General features: G+C 67.9%; 15 protein-coding genes. 8 read left to right on the top strand and 7 right to left on the bottom strand.

The features are described 5' to 3' along the window. Positions 1-5: 5 nt before the first annotated feature. The 3 genes from RN02_RS28025 to RN02_RS28015 are packed head-to-tail and all read right to left on the bottom strand — an operon-like array spanning position 6 to position 4215. The gene (locus RN02_RS28025) at positions 6-1178 is read right to left on the bottom strand and encodes an acyltransferase family protein (RefSeq protein WP_043269926.1); all 1173 of its coding nucleotides are present in this window, start codon (positions 1176-1178) and stop codon (positions 6-8) included. Beyond that, the gene (locus tag RN02_RS28020; protein ID WP_043318491.1) at positions 1175-2758 is read right to left on the bottom strand and encodes a glycosyltransferase; all 1584 of its coding nucleotides are present in this window, start codon (positions 2756-2758) and stop codon (positions 1175-1177) included. Before RN02_RS28020 ends, RN02_RS28025 begins: the two co-directional genes overlap by 4 nt. After that, on the bottom strand, positions 2755-4215 hold the full coding sequence (locus RN02_RS28015) for a glycosyltransferase (protein WP_043318490.1): 1461 nt from the start codon (positions 4213-4215) through the stop codon (positions 2755-2757). Before RN02_RS28015 ends, RN02_RS28020 begins: the two co-directional genes overlap by 4 nt. A gap of 513 nt (positions 4216-4728) precedes the next feature. On the opposite strand from RN02_RS28015, the gene RN02_RS34065 reads away from it, so the two are divergent. The 5 genes from RN02_RS34065 (at position 4729) to RN02_RS27990 (ending at position 8100) form a co-directional block, all read left to right on the top strand. Next, a complete protein-coding gene (locus tag RN02_RS34065; protein ID WP_043269920.1) occupies positions 4729-4944 on the top strand; it encodes a DUF1127 domain-containing protein in 216 nt (71 codons plus the stop codon). A 95-nt stretch (positions 4945-5039) separates the two neighbouring features. Next, entirely contained in the window at positions 5040-5357 is a 318-nt protein-coding gene (locus RN02_RS28005) for a DUF2388 domain-containing protein (protein WP_043318489.1), read from the top strand. A 115-nt stretch (positions 5358-5472) separates the two neighbouring features. Beyond that, positions 5473-5766 (top strand): DUF2388 domain-containing protein, encoded by a 294-nt coding sequence (locus RN02_RS28000; RefSeq protein ID WP_043269916.1) that lies wholly within the window; start codon positions 5473-5475, stop codon positions 5764-5766. Positions 5767-5806: 40 nt separating this feature from the next. Then, positions 5807-6142: a DUF2388 domain-containing protein gene (locus RN02_RS27995; protein WP_009614751.1), complete on the top strand. Its 336-nt coding sequence runs from the start codon at positions 5807-5809 to the stop codon at positions 6140-6142. After that, entirely contained in the window at positions 6142-8100 is a 1959-nt protein-coding gene (locus tag RN02_RS27990) for a DUF7844 domain-containing protein (RefSeq protein ID WP_152623826.1), read from the top strand. Before RN02_RS27995 ends, RN02_RS27990 begins: the two co-directional genes overlap by 1 nt. Positions 8101-8461: 361 nt before the next feature. On the opposite strand, the gene RN02_RS27985 is transcribed toward RN02_RS27990, so the two are convergent. Further along, positions 8462-9478: an energy transducer TonB gene (locus RN02_RS27985; RefSeq protein ID WP_009614755.1), complete on the bottom strand. Its 1017-nt coding sequence runs from the start codon at positions 9476-9478 to the stop codon at positions 8462-8464. Between the two features lie 66 nt (positions 9479-9544). Continuing rightward, the gene (locus tag RN02_RS27980) at positions 9545-10513 is read right to left on the bottom strand and encodes a CobW family GTP-binding protein (protein WP_043318488.1); all 969 of its coding nucleotides are present in this window, start codon (positions 10511-10513) and stop codon (positions 9545-9547) included. A gap of 74 nt (positions 10514-10587) precedes the next feature. On the opposite strand from RN02_RS27980, the gene RN02_RS27975 reads away from it, so the two are divergent. Then, the gene (locus RN02_RS27975) at positions 10588-10950 is read left to right on the top strand and encodes a hypothetical protein (RefSeq protein ID WP_043318487.1); all 363 of its coding nucleotides are present in this window, start codon (positions 10588-10590) and stop codon (positions 10948-10950) included. A gap of 261 nt (positions 10951-11211) precedes the next feature. Further along, positions 11212-11859: a gamma-glutamylcyclotransferase gene (locus tag RN02_RS27970; protein ID WP_043318486.1), complete on the top strand. Its 648-nt coding sequence runs from the start codon at positions 11212-11214 to the stop codon at positions 11857-11859. A gap of 1 nt (position 11860) precedes the next feature. Here RN02_RS27970 and RN02_RS27965 read toward each other — a convergent pair whose 3' ends face one another. Beyond that, on the bottom strand, positions 11861-12076 hold the full coding sequence (locus tag RN02_RS27965) for a DUF3079 domain-containing protein (protein WP_009614763.1): 216 nt from the start codon (positions 12074-12076) through the stop codon (positions 11861-11863). 188 nt (positions 12077-12264) lie between these two features. Between RN02_RS27965 and RN02_RS27960 the strand changes: the two genes are divergently transcribed. Next, a complete protein-coding gene (locus tag RN02_RS27960; protein ID WP_043318485.1) occupies positions 12265-12846 on the top strand; it encodes an alpha/beta hydrolase in 582 nt (193 codons plus the stop codon). Between the two features lie 307 nt (positions 12847-13153). Here RN02_RS27960 and RN02_RS27955 read toward each other — a convergent pair whose 3' ends face one another. Beyond that, positions 13154-14698, bottom strand: a complete 1545-nt coding sequence (locus RN02_RS27955) for a SulP family inorganic anion transporter (protein WP_052267908.1) — start codon at positions 14696-14698, stop codon at positions 13154-13156. Positions 14699-14813 lie beyond the last annotated feature (115 nt).

Here is a 14813-nt window from a genome sequence, read left to right as displayed (position 1 = left end):
GCTCCTTATGAATTCGTCGATGCCGGTTCGGTAAAAGGCAAGGTCTCCCGAGGCGTCGTGGACGCTCGCGAACCAGAGGTCAGCCGCACGCCGAAGCGGCGTAGCGGCGACTCCACGAATCGGAAGTTGAGTTCGGCCAGGCCTGCGATCAGCAACCAGGACACGGGCAACGCGATGGCGAGGTAGGTCAGGCTACTCGTGCCACTGTTGCCGAGCAGCCGATGCTGCAGCTCGCGCATCAGCAGATAGACTGGGACGTGGATCAGGTAGATGGCGTAGGAACGGCTGCCCAGCCAGAGCATCACCGCACGCAACCAGCGGACCCGACAGAAGAGCCCCAGGTCGTACGATGCCAGCCAGACCAGGAGTAACGACAACAGCGCTACCAGGCTGATCTCGAAGGTGAAGTAACCCCGCGCCGGCTTTCCTAGCACCAGCATTGCCGTCACGCCCGCTAACAGCGCGAGACTGGCCAGAAACGGTACCTTGGCGAGCCGCTCGGGCCTGAGCCGCTGGTACAGACCGCTACCGCTGGCCATCGCCAGGAGCACACCAAGCAGCAAGGCATCGGTACGGAAGGCCATGAGCCAGAGACCTCGAAACTGCAGCATCTGCACCAGGACCAGGACGATCAGCACCACGGGCAATGCGCGCCGGCCGACGAACACCAGCAGCAGCGGGAACAGCAGATAGAACTGCTCCTCCAGCGACAGGCTCCAGTAGACGAAGCTGACGTAGAAATCGCAGCGCCCGAAGCAGGAGGCGAACCGTACGTTGGCGTAATTCAGGACCCCCGCCAGTGTTGCGTCCAGGTTGCTCCCGAGCTTGCCGAACACGCCACTGTCGTTGAACTGCCAGACGAGCAGCAGGATGATCGCCAACCATAACCAGGCCGAGGGCACCAGGCGCCAGAAACGGCGGATCCAGAAGACCTTGACCACTGGCCAGGCAGCGCTCCAGCTGCTCTGACGCGCCAGTTTCGGCAGTAGGTTGCGGGCAATGACGAAGCCGGAGATGGCGAAGAACAGGTCGACGCCGAAGCTGCCACCCAGATGGAGCATCGGCCAGGGAAGGCTTGGGGCGTCGAGCGTCGTCAGTGAGCCATTGAGGTGCTGGAAGGCCACCATCAACACTGCGCAGGCCCTGAGGACTTCGATGTCACCGATTCTCTGGTTCATTGCAGCGCACTCGCCATCGGGCTTGCCATGCCCTCGGCTCGCGCCGAGGCAGCCGCAAGGAACGGCGCCAGGCGCTCATTCACCGCTCGCCTGGAGCAGTAACCCTCCATGCGCTGCACGGCCCTTTCCGCCATGGCCCGGTACTGTTCCGGCTGCTCGTGGAAGGTGCGATAGGCATTCCTGTATGCGGCAACCAGCGAAGTCCAGTCGATCTGTTGCCGACAGGTACGGATCGCCGAGCGCGGATCGTGCGGCCAGGCGGTGGCTTCCGCCCAGCTGTCCACCACGAACGCCACGTCCTCGTCGATGTAGTCGCTCATGCCGGAGTGTGCGGGGGCGATCGCCGGCTTGCCACAGGAGAGGAACTCCATCAGCGGCAGGCATTGTCCCTCGCCGAAGGAAGCGTTCACCACATAGTTGGTGGCTGCCATCAACGCCTGGTAATCGGCGTCTTCCAGATAGCCATGCAGTAGCACGATGCGGCAGCGGAACGCGGGCAGGCGCGCCATGCAGCGGGCCATTGCAGTCATCGCCGAGCAGTATTCGCGGTGGGTCAGCTTGAACACCAGCGCGGCATCGGGGCTGTCGGCGAATGCCGCGCAGAAAGCGCTGATCAGATCTTCCCAGTTCTTGCGGCCGTCGTAAGGATTGAACACTGTGGTGAAGATCACGCCTTGCAGCTCAAGATCGAAGGGCGCCGGCTCGAATAGTACGCGCTGGGGGAACGGGTCCTGCTCGGCTTCGGCGACTTCGACGGGCTCGCCGACATCTGGCGCGGTCGCCACCGAGCGCCGCAATAGCTTGCGCAGCCCGGCCTTGGCGGATTTCGGCAGTAGGTCCCGTACCACCAGCAGGTACCAGGCCGCCAGGTAGCGGCGGTGAACTTTCAGCCAGCCCTCCCAGGACTCGACCCGTGGCGTTGCTGCAGGCTCGGGCCGGGCGGGCGGCGTCGCGTCAGACAAACCTTCCTGCTCGACAGGAGGTGTCTCGCCCTTGAACAGCAGATGCCAGCGCTCGGGGTCGGCATGCAGGAACGACTGCAGGTCCAGTTTCCAGCTTTCGAAAACCACACCGTTGCCGCGTATCGATTGGCGCCCGGTCGCCATTGGCAGCGCGCGCAGCGCCGCGAAGGAATCCCATACCGGCGCCGGCACCGAGAGCATCGGGTAGGTGGCGTGCAGCACCTTGCGCGCCGCTGCCACCGTCGACTGCGAGTGAGTGATCGCCTGGCCGAACTGGCGCAACATGAACGGCCAGTCCTGGGTGAAGTCGCGCAACCAGACCTCGTGGGGAATGCTGTCGAACTCCCAGGCGAACACCGGGATGGTCGGGCACTCCAGGTTCGCCTGCGTCTTGTGCGGCGGCGAGAAGCTCAGGAACACGCAGGCCTGCCCGCGTTCGCGGCTTTCCCGGTAGAGCGGGTCGACCTCCACCCCCGGGTCGCTGACCACCACCACCTCGCCCAGTTCGCGCAGTGCCGGCAGGAACTCCTTGAGGACGAAGTAATAGCTGTACTCCGGTGCGCCGAGGCTGTTACGGATGGTGGAAGCGTTCGTTTCCGAGTAGACCAGGATCCTCATGAACCGGCCCCCACCTGAAGTGCCACAGGCTGGGCATCGGTACGTCGCGGCGCGAGGAACTGTCGCCAGTTGTCGGCCAGCCGTGTCCGGTCGCAGCGCTCCCTGGCGGCCTCCCGCGCCGCTCGCGAAAGCTGCCGGTAACGTTGCGGATTCTCCATCGCCACGGCGAACGCGCGGGCGAACACCTCGCACATCGAGGTCCAGTCGAGGCGGTGGTCACGCAAGTGCAGGCGCTTATCGGCATCCTGCACCCAGTAGGCAGGCTGCTCGGCGGAGCGGATGAGGAAGGGGTGGTCGTCCCCGATCCACTCACACAGCGCGCTGTGGCGAGGCGCCAGCACGGGCCGGCCGGCGCTCATGAACTCCTGCACGGTGAGGGCGGAGCCCTCGCTCTGCGCGGGGTGCACCAGATAATGGCTGGCCGCGACCAAGCGCGCGTACTCGGTGTCTTCCAAGTGAGCATTGATCACCACCACGCGGCACTGGAACGGCGACAGGCGCGACAGGTTGGTGAGCATCGCTATGCGTCCGGAGGACAGGTTGCTGTGGGTCAGCTTGAAAACGAGGGTGGCATCGGGCTGATCCCTGAAGGTCCAGCAGAAGGCGGTGAGCATTTCGGTCCAGTTGCGGGACGGGTCCTCGGCGCTGAGCACGCAGGTGAAAATCACCCCGTGCAGCCGTACCTTCTGTTCGATGGCCGGCAAGCAGCCATCAGGCACCTGCCGAGGCGGCGCTGGCATTGCCGCGGCAGTAGGCCGTGGCCGCAGCAGTTCGACTACGGCCTCGTTCCACCAGTCCCGCAGCAAGGTCCGACTGATAGCCAGGCGCCGCCGCCAGGCCAGTGGTTGCGCGGCGGCAACAGGCGCTTCCTGGGTCAGCGGAGACGAGGAAGGCGGCTCGACACGGGCCAGTCCGTCCACGCACAACCCGATCGATGGGCTGTCCAGCAGTTGTCCACGGAAATCCAGCGTACGCGGGGCCAGCGAGATGCTGAGTCCTTCGTCCGGGGCCAGGGCGGCGAACCGCTCCCAGGGTTGGGCGGCGCTCACCAGGACGGGGAAATCGTTGCCCATCAACGTGCGGATGGCGTCGGCCGCCTGCTGGCTGAAGGTGATCACACCCTCGCTACGCGCCAACGGCGCTCGCCAGGTTGCAGCCTCGGGCGGCAGGTCCGCGAAGGCCCAGGGAAAGACGTAGAAACAGGGGCAGCCAGGCTCCACGGCCTGGGACAGGGGCAGCCCGAAGTGGCACAGCACCACGGGGCGGCCTGCCTCCCGGTAGTTTTGGCAAATGGCACGCAAGTCGGCATCCAGGCCCACCCCGACCGGTTCCCCGATCGCGTTCAGGACGGGCCAGATCGCTCGCTTGAGAAACTGTATCCCTTGTCCAGGTACCCCCAGAACATCGGAAGGATCCAGTCCTTCGCACAGACTCCGAACGAGAATGATCGTTTTCATCGTTGTTTTCAGCAACCTGACAGCAGAGAACCATTGTTGTTATTGAATGTTTGGTGCCGAAAAATCCGGCCACGCACAGGGTCTCTTCGCTACCAGTCAGACCAAATCGCGACATCCTGCCGCAGCCTGGCAAGACTGTGTACACGCTCTAAAAAGCCATTTCGCACCGTCTAATTCAAGGCTTTTGTAGTGAAAGTGCAAATTACTGACAGATATGTCTGGCAGATAAGGCCATGGCGGAGCGTCTTCTACACAACCACAGCTAATAGTGACTGGCGAGTCATTGCGACGGACGACAACTTCCGGACTGTCGTGTGCGAATGCCGAGCGAAGGGTCGCTCCTGCCACGAATGTCGATCCCCAGCGCCGCAAGGGACCCACACAGCGACGCTGGAACGCAACAGTACAGATGATCTCGGACGTGCAGGTGTATCGATCGTCGAGTCGATACCTGTGTCTGGCGGCGGCGCCTCATCGGCTGGATGCTGTTCTTCCGCCAGGGAGAGCAGACAGATGGACCGTAACCACAGCCACCGTGTTCCGCACCTCGACATCACCCCGACGCCATGCCGCGTATCGATCAAGCGCCTCATGGCGGTGCTACGGCATTGCCTGCAAAACGCCCGCACCCGCCACCAGCTCGCCCAGCTCGGCGAACGCGAGTTGGCCGACGCCGGAATCGACCGTTGCCAGCGCGAGCGGGAACTTTCGAAACCTTTCTGGCGCTGAGCGGCTGGCCGCCGGGGGCGGGCTCCGCTAGTCTGCATCGGTAGCGCGCGGCAGCTTTGGCCGCGCGGTTTCATCTCGACTGGGAGTGTCCATCCATGAATCGTCTGCGCCTGCTTACCGCCGCCGCCCTGCTCACCTGCGCCAGCGGCGCCTTCGCCACCAGCTTCATCGTCACTACCGATGCGCTGGTCGGCGCCACCAAGGCCACCTCCGACGGTACCACCGACATCACCAACTCCTTCCGCGACGACAAGATCGTCCTGGACGCCCGCGACGACGCCGCCACCTTCGTCGCCACCGACGGGCAGGTGCGCGGCGCGCATCTGGAAGCGGCGCTGCGGCACATTCGCGGCAAGCTGCCGAGCCTGGCCGCCAACGACCTGCAGCTGGCCCAGGCGATCCTGGTCATCTGACTTCCCCCTCGGCCCGGAGACGCTTTTTCAGAGCGTCTACCGGGCCTGCGAGGCTGGCTCTTGCCGGCACATTCCGTTAGCCTTGTCGGCTGTGCTTTTCCGATCGCCATAGCCCATGCGCAGCCTCCTATTCCTGCTCACCGGCCTCTGCCTGGCCACCCCCGCGCTGGCCTTCGAACAGACCACCATGTTCGTCGCCGGCAGCAGCTACGTGACCAGCAAAGTCACCAGTACGCCTTTCGAGAACAAACTGCTCGGTGCCGCCCGCGATGATGCCGCCAGCTACATCGCCACCGACGGCCGGGTGCGCGGAGCGCGCCTGGAACAGGCGTTGCGCTGGCTGCGCAAACAGCACCCGGAGCTCGCGGCGAACGATCGGGAACTGGCCGAAGCCATTCTTGCCCAATAGTCAGTCGTGAGCAGCGCCCGCTGCCGTTTCGGAGACTCCCATGCGCCTCAGCTCGATCCCCAAGAGCCCCCTGATCCTCGGCCTGCTGCTGGCCGCCTGCGCCTCCAGCGCCCAGGCCCAGTCGGTCATCCGCCTGTTCAACATCACCACCAACGCCATCGGCCGCAGCGTGGACTTCACCTCCGACACCACCACCTCGATCCGCGACATGAAGATCGTCCGCGAGGCCCGCGACGACGCCGCCAGCTTCGTCGCCAGCGAAGGCGCCATCCGCGGCGCGCAGCTGGAAGCGGCGCTGAAGGTGGTCCGCGAGAAGGTGCCGGACGCGCGCGACGCCTCCGACCAGCAGCTGGCCGAAGCCATCCTCGCTCTGTGATCCCCCGCGGCCGCCGCGCTCTGGCGGCACTGGGCCTGCTCGCCGCCGTCGGCGCCCGGGCCGATCTGCGCCTGGAGCTGCTGCCCGACGGCCTCGCCCCGGCGCAGCGCCAGGCCAGCCAGCAGCTGCTGGATGACGTCCGCCAGGCGCTGCCGCCACTCTTCGTCCAGGCCCTGGACCGCCGCGTCGAGGTTCAGTGGCGCGACGACCTGCCGGGCAACGGCATGGGCCAGGCCCTGCGCCCCGGCGCCATCGCTCTGAACCGCAAGTACCTGGCCGCCCTCGCCGACGGCAGCGCCGCCACCCTCAAGACCGGCCGCAGCCACGGCACCCTGCGCCGCGAACTGCAGGCCACGGTGGTCCACGAGCTGACCCACCTGTACGACCGCGGCCGCCTCTGGCTGCCCGCCGAGGCCCGGCTGATCCAGCGCTGCACGCGCCAGCAGGGCAGCATCGGGCGCATCGGCGAGGGCGCCGAGTGCCGCGGCCAGGCCAACCGCCGCTTCACCCTCTCCGACGACCCGCGCCTGCTCGACCTCGCCGGCTGGCCGCAACTGGCCGGCAAGCGTGGCCAGCGCGAGCACGACAACCGCTTCGTCCTGCGCAGCCCGGACCGCTACGAGCTGAGCAACCCGCGCGAGTTCGTCGCGGTGAACATGGAGTACTTCGTCCTCGACCCCAGCTACGCCTGCCGCCGCCCGGCGCTGTACCGCTACTACGCCGAGCGCTTCGGCGAGCGCCCGCAGCGCCAGGCCTGCGAACAATCCTTCGCCTACCTCAACGCCGGCCGCGACTTCGGCCGCCAGCCGCTGGGCAGGCTGGACCCGGAGCGCGTCTACGAGGTCGACTACCTGCTGGCCGAGGCCAACGACCAGTGGGTGAGCCGCTGGGGCCACGCCATGCTGCGCCTGGTGGTGTGCGCCCCGGGCCGGCCGCGCGGCCCGGATTGCCGGCTGGACCTGGACCAGCACCTGGTGCTGTCCTACCGCGCCTTCGTCGGCGACCTGCAGCTGTCCAGCTGGGACGGCCTGACCGGTTCCTACCCGTCGCGGCTGTTCGTCCTGCCGCTGTCCCAGGTGATCGAGGAATACACCAAGATCGAGCTGCGCAGCCTGGCCTCGATCCCGCTCAAGCTCAATCGCCAGCAGATCGACGAGCTGGTGGAACGGGCCATGCAGGTGCACTGGGGCTACGACGGCAACTACTACTTCATCTCCAACAACTGCGCGGTGGAAACCCTCAAGCTGCTGCGTAGCGGCATCCCCGACCCGCGCCTGCAGGACCTCGACAGCATCACCCCCAACGGCGTGGTGCAGATCCTGGAGAACCGCGGCCTGGCCGACGCCAGCGTGCTCGACGAGCCCAAGCGCGCGCTGCGCCTGGGCTACCGCTTCGACTCCTTCCGCGACCGCTACCAGGCGATGTTCGAGGTGCTGCGCCAGCGCCTGGACATCCCCCAGACCAAGGTCGAGGACTGGCTGGCCCTGCCCGCCAGCGAGCGCCGCGCCTGGTTCGACAAGGCCGACCTGCGCGCCAGCGCCGCCATGCTGCTGCTGGAGCAGGCCTCGCTGCGGCGCCAACTGCAACTGGCCCAGGACGAGCTGAAGCGCCTGTACCTGGGCCACCGCGATGACGCCCGCGCCGATCCCAAGCTGGTGGCGGCGGGCAAGACGCTGCAGCAGATCCTCGACGACAGTGGCTTCCTCAGCCAGCCGGCGGAACTGCTGGACAGCGGCTACGGCCTGCCGCAGCCGGGCGAATCGACGCGCCTGGAACAACAGACCCAGGCCCGCCAGGCGCGCCTGCGCCAGCTCAGCGATAACCTCGACCAGGAGGTCCGCGCCCTGCTGGAGCCGGAGCGCCGCGAGGAGTTGCAGGCGCTGGAGGCCAACCTCAAGCAGCTCGGTGCGCACCTGCGGGCGCTGCATAAGGCGGCGGGTGGGTTCGAGTTGCCTTGAGGGGCTGTTTCTGTAGGAGCGACTGCGCCAAAGCGCTTTTCGTAGGATGGGTTGTTCTCGCAGGAGCGAGCTGTGCTCACTTGCGGGTTCGGTGCATTGGTTTGACTTTGTTCCCTCTCCCTAACCCTCTCCCTGAAGGGAGAGGGGACCGTTCGGTGTGCTTGGATGTTCTGAAGTCAGCCGGCGGCACCGTTGGTTTCCGACTGAAGCCATTCCTCCTCTCGGCACGGACTAGCTCCCTCTCCCTTCAGGGAGAGGGCTGGGGAGAGGGGCTCTTCAGGACACACAACCCCACCCGGCAGAACTCAACACAAACAAAAAACGCGCCCGAAGGCGCGTTTCTCATCAACCGAAGAACCCCTCAACGGCGCCCCTCCAGCTTGAAGTAGAAGACCTTGGTCGCCTGCCGCGCGACGATCCGGCCGCCGCTGATGCGCGGCTCGAAGCGCCAGGTGTCCATGGCCTGGCGCACGGCGTTGTCGAACATCCGCGGCGGCGAGGAGTCCAGCACCTGGATGTCGTCGATGCGGCCGTCGGCGGTGATGGTGAACAGCACTTTCACGTGGCCTTCGATGCCGCGGCGCTGGGCCATCAGCGGGTACTTCGGCGAATCCATGCGCAGCGGCTTGATGTCGCTGTCGTTGAGGCTGCCGGTGGGCAGGCCGGCCGGGCCCTGGGTGCCGGTCGGGGCGGCCTGGGCGCCCGGGGTGCTCTGGCCCACGGTCGGCGCGGCCGGAGGCGGCGGCGGGGCGGGCGGCGTCGGCTCGGCCTGGGCTTGCTCGGCCGGCTCGGGTTCGGGCTTGGGTTTCGGCTTGGGCTTGGGCGCCTTCTTCGGCACCGCCTTTTCCACCGGCTTGGGCTTGGGTTTCGGCGGCTCCGGCTTGGGCGGCTCGACCACCGGCTCCGGCGGCGTGGGTTGCGGCGGCTGCGGCTCGGGCGCGGCGGCCGGCGGCTCCTTCACCGGTTCGGGCTTGGGCGGCAGCTGCACCACGCTGACCTGCATGGTCGGCACTTCGCCACGGCCGAGGTTGAGCTCGTCGGGGCTGGGCACGGCCCAGACCAGGCCGGCGACCACGGCCAGGTGCAGCACCACGGACAGCCCGGAAGACTTCCACCAGCCCGCCTGCTGGGGCGGCTGCTCCGCGTCTTCCACGCCCTCCACGGGCGCGGCGTAGGGGATCAGCAGTTCGGCGACGGGAACTTCCTCGTCGCGGCGGGCGCCGGAGCAGTCCACCAGACGCAGGTTGGCTTCATTGCCACGCTGGGCGCTGACGCAGGGCAGCGAGAGTCCTTCGTCGCTGTCGGAAGACGAAGGAAGTTCCGCGGCGGACGCGACGAGAGTGGAACTCGCCGGCGAGCGCGATTGCGATGGCGACATGGGAGAAGCCTGTGGAGAAATGACAGAATCTGATAATTATTATCATTCGCCCCGGGTATGGCAACCTTATTGGCCATCCGGCAACCAGGCACAGGTCAACATTTGCTGCTGCAGCGCCTGCGGATCCTGCTCTTTGGCGAAGATCAGCTCCAGCCGATTGTCCCGCCGCCAGGCGCTGGGCTGCCAGGGTTCGGCGCCCGTCACCCGGTTGCAGGCCTGCCAGCCGCCCTCGCAGTGCAGCACCGCCTTGGCCCGCAGCAAGCCGTCCAGGCCGGCCAGCCAGGCCTCCAGCGCCGCGCGGCGGAAGTGCCAGTCGGCGTGCAGGCGCCAGCCGACGGCCTGGTGTCCACCGTCGCTGTGCACCTGGCGCAGGGGCGCGGCACGGGTCAGCAGTACCGGTAGTTCGGCCGTGGGGGCTGGCAGTTCCACCGCCGCGGCCGGGTCGAACGCTGCGACGAACGGCAGGCTCGCGAAGGGCAGGCGCCCCTGCTCGGTCCACACCAGCGGCAGCGCCGGCAGGCTGGCTTGCAGACGCGCGCGGGCCGCCTCATCCAGGGCTTCGCTCTTGTTCAGCACCAGCAGCGCGGCATCGGCCAGGGCGTCCTGCTGCGCCTCCGGCAGTGAAGCCCCGGCTGCCAGCGCCGCGGCATCCAGCACCAACAGCAGCGGCTGCGGCGCCAGCACGCCGCGCCAGGGCGCCTCGCCCAGCTGGCGCAGCAGGGTACGCGGGTGGCCGAGGCCGGAGGGTTCGATGAACAGCCGCTGCGGCCGCGCCTTGCGCAGCAGGCGGGCGAGGCCGACCTGGAAGGGCGCGCCGTTGACGCAGCACAGGCAGCCGCCGGCAACCTCGCCTATGGCCACGCCGTCGGCGTCGGTGGCCAGCAGTGCGGCGTCCAGGCCGACCTGGCCGAATTCGTTGACCAGCACCGCCCAGCGCTCGCCAGGCGGACGCTGGGCCAGCAGGTCGCGGATCAGGCTGGTCTTGCCGGCGCCCAGTGGGCCGCCGATCACATGGGTGGGAATCTGTTCGAGCATGGCGCCATGTTGCCGCCTGACGCAGGCCGGGAAAAGCGCTAGAGTCGGCCCTTCGCTCAAAGGACCCCGTTTTCATGCGTCTGCCGGCCCTGTTCCTGTCGTCCTGCCTCGCCCTGCCAGCCCTTGCCCACGCCGAAGCCTGCGTGGTGCACAGCCGCGGCAAGAACCTCGACGTGAAGGTCTGCCAGCAGAACCGCAGCATCCCGGCGAAGCTGTTCCACGAGGGTTTCTGTCAGCCGCAGCTGAAGGACCAGCAGGTCGAGGTGACCTACGCCGAGGCCTGCCCAAGTGGCGCCTTCGGCGTCTGCAACAACGCCCAGGTGCCCAACAGCCCCTACCGCCAGGACATCCACTACTACGGCGTGGCCAGCGACGCGCGCTTCCTCCAGCCGTTCTGCGAAAGCCAGAGCAAGGGCCAGTGGCAGGCCGGCAAGTGACCGTCACGCGCCTGTCATGGGCGTCTGTTCTACTGCTGGTCGGGTACCTCACACCCACTGGCGCCCCACGCCAGCAAAGATCTTGGTGATAGGGCCGCCCCGCGCGGCCCTCTTTTTTTCCGGCTCTTTTCCCGCGTTTTTGCCATCCGGACCGGCGGTATCGCCGTTCGTCCGCGCAAAGGTGTCTTGCGCAGCCGCCCCTTCTGTCAGAAGGTCACATCCGCTAAGTTTTCAGAGCGTGAGGTACCTTGGGGGTTACGCATGAGCACGTCTATGAACCTGGACGGCCCCTTCTATCCACCGGCGCTAGGGGCGCCGGAACGATTCAGCGCGGAGCAGTTGCGCGCCTCGCTGGAAATCACCATGGCCGAGCACGGCGGCGGCGCCGTCTGGCTGTTCGCCTACGGCTCGCTGATCTGGCGCCCGGAGTTCCCGGTGGCCGAGGCCAGCCGTGCGCGGGTGCACGGCTACCACCGTGGGCTCTACCTGTGGTCGCTGACCCACCGCGGTACCCCGGAGATGCCCGGCCTGGTGCTCGGCCTGGACCGCGGCGGCTCCTGCGCCGGCTTCGCCTACCGGCTACCCGACGACGGCCTGGACGCCAACCTGTTCGCCCTCTGGCAGCGCGAGATGCCCTACGCCTCCTACCGCCCGGAATGGCTCAGCTGCCGCCTGGAGGATGGCCGCCGGGTGCGCGCCCTGGGCTTCGTCCTCGAACGCCACCTGCCCAGCTACGCCGGCTCGCTGCCGGACAGCGTCGTGCAGCGCGTGTTCGACAGCGCCCAGGGGCACTTCGGCACCACCCGCGAATACGTCGAGCAGACGGTCAGCGCGCTGCGCGCCTGCGCCATGCCCGACCTGAACCTGGAGGCCCTGCTGGCGCGCTGCTGCGCCAAGGCCAGCGGCTGAGTCAGGGCGTCGGCTGGCGCACCTCGATCGGTTGCGCCGGCGTCTCGTCCAGCCCCCAGTCTGACCCATCCGCCCAGTCCTCGCCGAAGGTCTCGATGGGGTGCTGGGTGCGGCTGGAGCCATTGCCGCAACCCATGGCCGAGGCCGGGCAGTAGCGGTCGCAGCCCCAGCAGATGCGTTCGGGGTGGGCGGGGTGCAGGGGGAATTTCTTGGCCATGGAGGTTCGCCTGAAGGGAGTGGGCCCAGCTTCGATTCAACGCCTTCCGGCGCCCTTCATACTTGTCGCGAATCAAGAAGTGCGGGAATAAGCAAATGCAGAATAAGCAAAGCATTTTTTATTCCTTAATTTATTGACGAAGCCCGCCTACACTGCCTCCCCATGACGACTTTCAGGGGGATGAACCCATGCGCAGCGAACGCGTCCGCTATGTCCTGGTGCCCGGCTGGCACGGCTCGGAGGACGAGCACTGGCAGAGCCACTGGCAGCGCGCGCTGCCCAACGCCTCGCGGGTGGAACAGCGCGACTGGGTGACGCCGCGGCATGTCGACTGGGTCGCCGAACTGGACCGCGAGATCCGCCGCCAGCCCGGTCGCGTGGTGCTGATCGCCCACAGCCTGGGCTGCGTCACCGTCGCTTCCTGGGCCCGCCGCGCCGGGCCCAAGGCCCTGGCCCAGGTCTCCGGAGCCCTGCTGGTGGCGCCCGCCGACGTCGAGCGCGAGACCTGCCACGCGGCGCTGCGCAACTTCGCCCCCATCGCCCTGGACGCCCTGCCTTTCCCCAGCGTGCTGGTGGGCTCGGACAACGACGCCGCCTGCAGCCCGCAGCGCGCCCTGCAGCTGGGCCGCGCCTGGGGCGCCGAGACGCTGATCCTGCCGGATGCCGGGCACATCAATGTGAAGTCCGGCCACGGGGCCTGGGAAGCCGGCTACCGTCACCTGTTCCGCCTGCAGTACCTGATCGACCAGCGCGAACGCCGCCGGGCCTGAGCGAGACGGAATGTAGGAGCAACTGTCTTGCGCCGATGTGCCCTTCGTAGGATGGGTTGAGCTTGCGATACCCATGCTGCCGTGGTGATGGGTATCGCTTCGCTCAACACCATCCTACGAAAAGCCGTGCTTCCCTGGAGGTGTAGGCGGGCCCTGCCCGCGATTTCGCGCGCAGGGCGCGCTCCTGCATGGGAATGGTGCTCGGGCTTGCCCCCTCCCGGAGGGAGAGGGGACCGCAGGCTCCGAGGCGGATCTCATCCGCGATCCGGCTGTCATGCGTGTCGCGGCATGACAGCAGAAACCCATCCTACGAACCTGCCGCTCCCGCCTCGCGCCGTGCGCGGCCTTCGAGGCGGCGGCGCAGGCCGTGGCTTTCCAGGCTCAGCCGGCAGCCCTTGGCCGCCGCGGCGCGGCCCCAGTCCTCCAGCAGCTCCATGCAGGCGTGGTCGATGTAGCGCAGGTGCTGCAGCGGCACGTGCAGCGTGGTGCCCGGCTTCACCTGGTCCAGCAGGCGTGCCAGCTGCGGTACCCGCAGGAAGGTGGCGGCGCCCACCAGGCGCAGCTCGGCTTCGTCGCCGGCGCCGTTGTAGTGCAGGCTGGCCTTCAGCCGTGCGGCCTTCAGCGCCAGCTTGAGCAGGGTCAGGGCGAAGCCCACCAGCACGCCGGTGAGCAGGTCGGTGAGGACGATGCCCAAAGCCGTGGCCAGGTACACCAGCGCCGGCATCCGCCCGTAGCGCAGCAGGCCGGTGAGCGCCTTGGGATCGGCCAGCTTGAGCCCGGTGTAGACCAGCACCCCGGCCAGGCTGGCGATGGGGATCTGCCGCAGCAGCCCGCCGAGCAGGGCGACGAAGGCCAGCAGCCAGAGGCCGTGGAGGATGGCGGACAGTCGGCTGCGGGCGCCGGCCTGCACGTTGGCCGAGCTGCGCACGATCACCCCGGTCATCGGCAGCGCGCCGAGCAGGCCGCAGATCAGGTTGCCGACGCCCTGGGCGGACAGCTCACGGTCCATGTCCGAACGCGGCCCCTGGTGGATGCGGTCCACCGCGGCGGCGGAGAGCAGCGTCTCGGCGCTGGCGATGAAGGCCACCGCCAGGGCCGCCAGCAGCAGCTCGGGTTCGGCCAGGCGCAGCAGGTCGGCCGGGCGGACCCAGTCGATGGCCTGGCTGAGCTGTTCCGGCACTTCCACCCGCAGCACGTCCATGGGCAGCGCCAGGCTCGCCAGGGTCGCCGCGCTCACCCCGAGCAGGGCGCCGGGCAGGAAGCGCAGGCGCGCCGGGCGGAAGCGCTCCCAGCCCCACATCAGCGCCATGGTGCCGAGGCCCAGGGCCAGGGCCTGCGGGCCGTTGCCCAGCGAGGCGGCGAGGGCGCCGGGGAACGCCAGCAGGTTGTCCAGCCCTGATGCCTGTGGCTGGAGGTCGAGCATCACGTGGACCTGCGACAGCACGATGAGGATGCCGATGCCGGCGAGCATGCCGTACACCACCGCCGGCGCGGTGACGCGGAACCAGCAGCCCAGGCGCAGGCGCCCGGCGACCAGTTGGATCAGCCCGGCCAGCAGCAGGATCGGCCCGAGCATGGCCATGCCGTGGCTGCGCACCAGTTCGAAGACCAGCACCGCCAGGCCCGCCGCCGGCCCGCTGACCTGCAGCGGCGAGCCGGCCAGCAGGCCGACCACCAGGCCGCCGACGATGCCGGTGAGCATGCCCTTGGCCGGCGGCATGCCGGAAGCGATGGCGATACCCATGCACAACGGCAGGGCGACGAGAAAGACCACCACCGAGGCCAGCAGGTCGCGGGGCAGGTTGTCCTTGAGGGCGCGCAGGGGCGCGTGAAGGGGTTGGGGAACGGGCATGGCGCTTTCCTCCTTGGCTTTTTCGGGCGCGAGAAAGCCCACGACGCCGGGTCAGCGGCATCGACACGCGCAGGTTGTCAGGCCGCGCCGGCGGGCCGGCGCGGGGTTCGGGCAG

Origin of the sequence: Pseudomonas sp. PI1, from assembly GCF_000812405.1 — a bacterium.
Classification (GTDB): Bacteria; Pseudomonadota; Gammaproteobacteria; order Pseudomonadales; family Pseudomonadaceae; genus Pseudomonas; species Pseudomonas citronellolis.
Note: the sequence above shows the minus strand (reverse complement) of the source record. Positions and strands in the feature narration are given on the sequence as shown.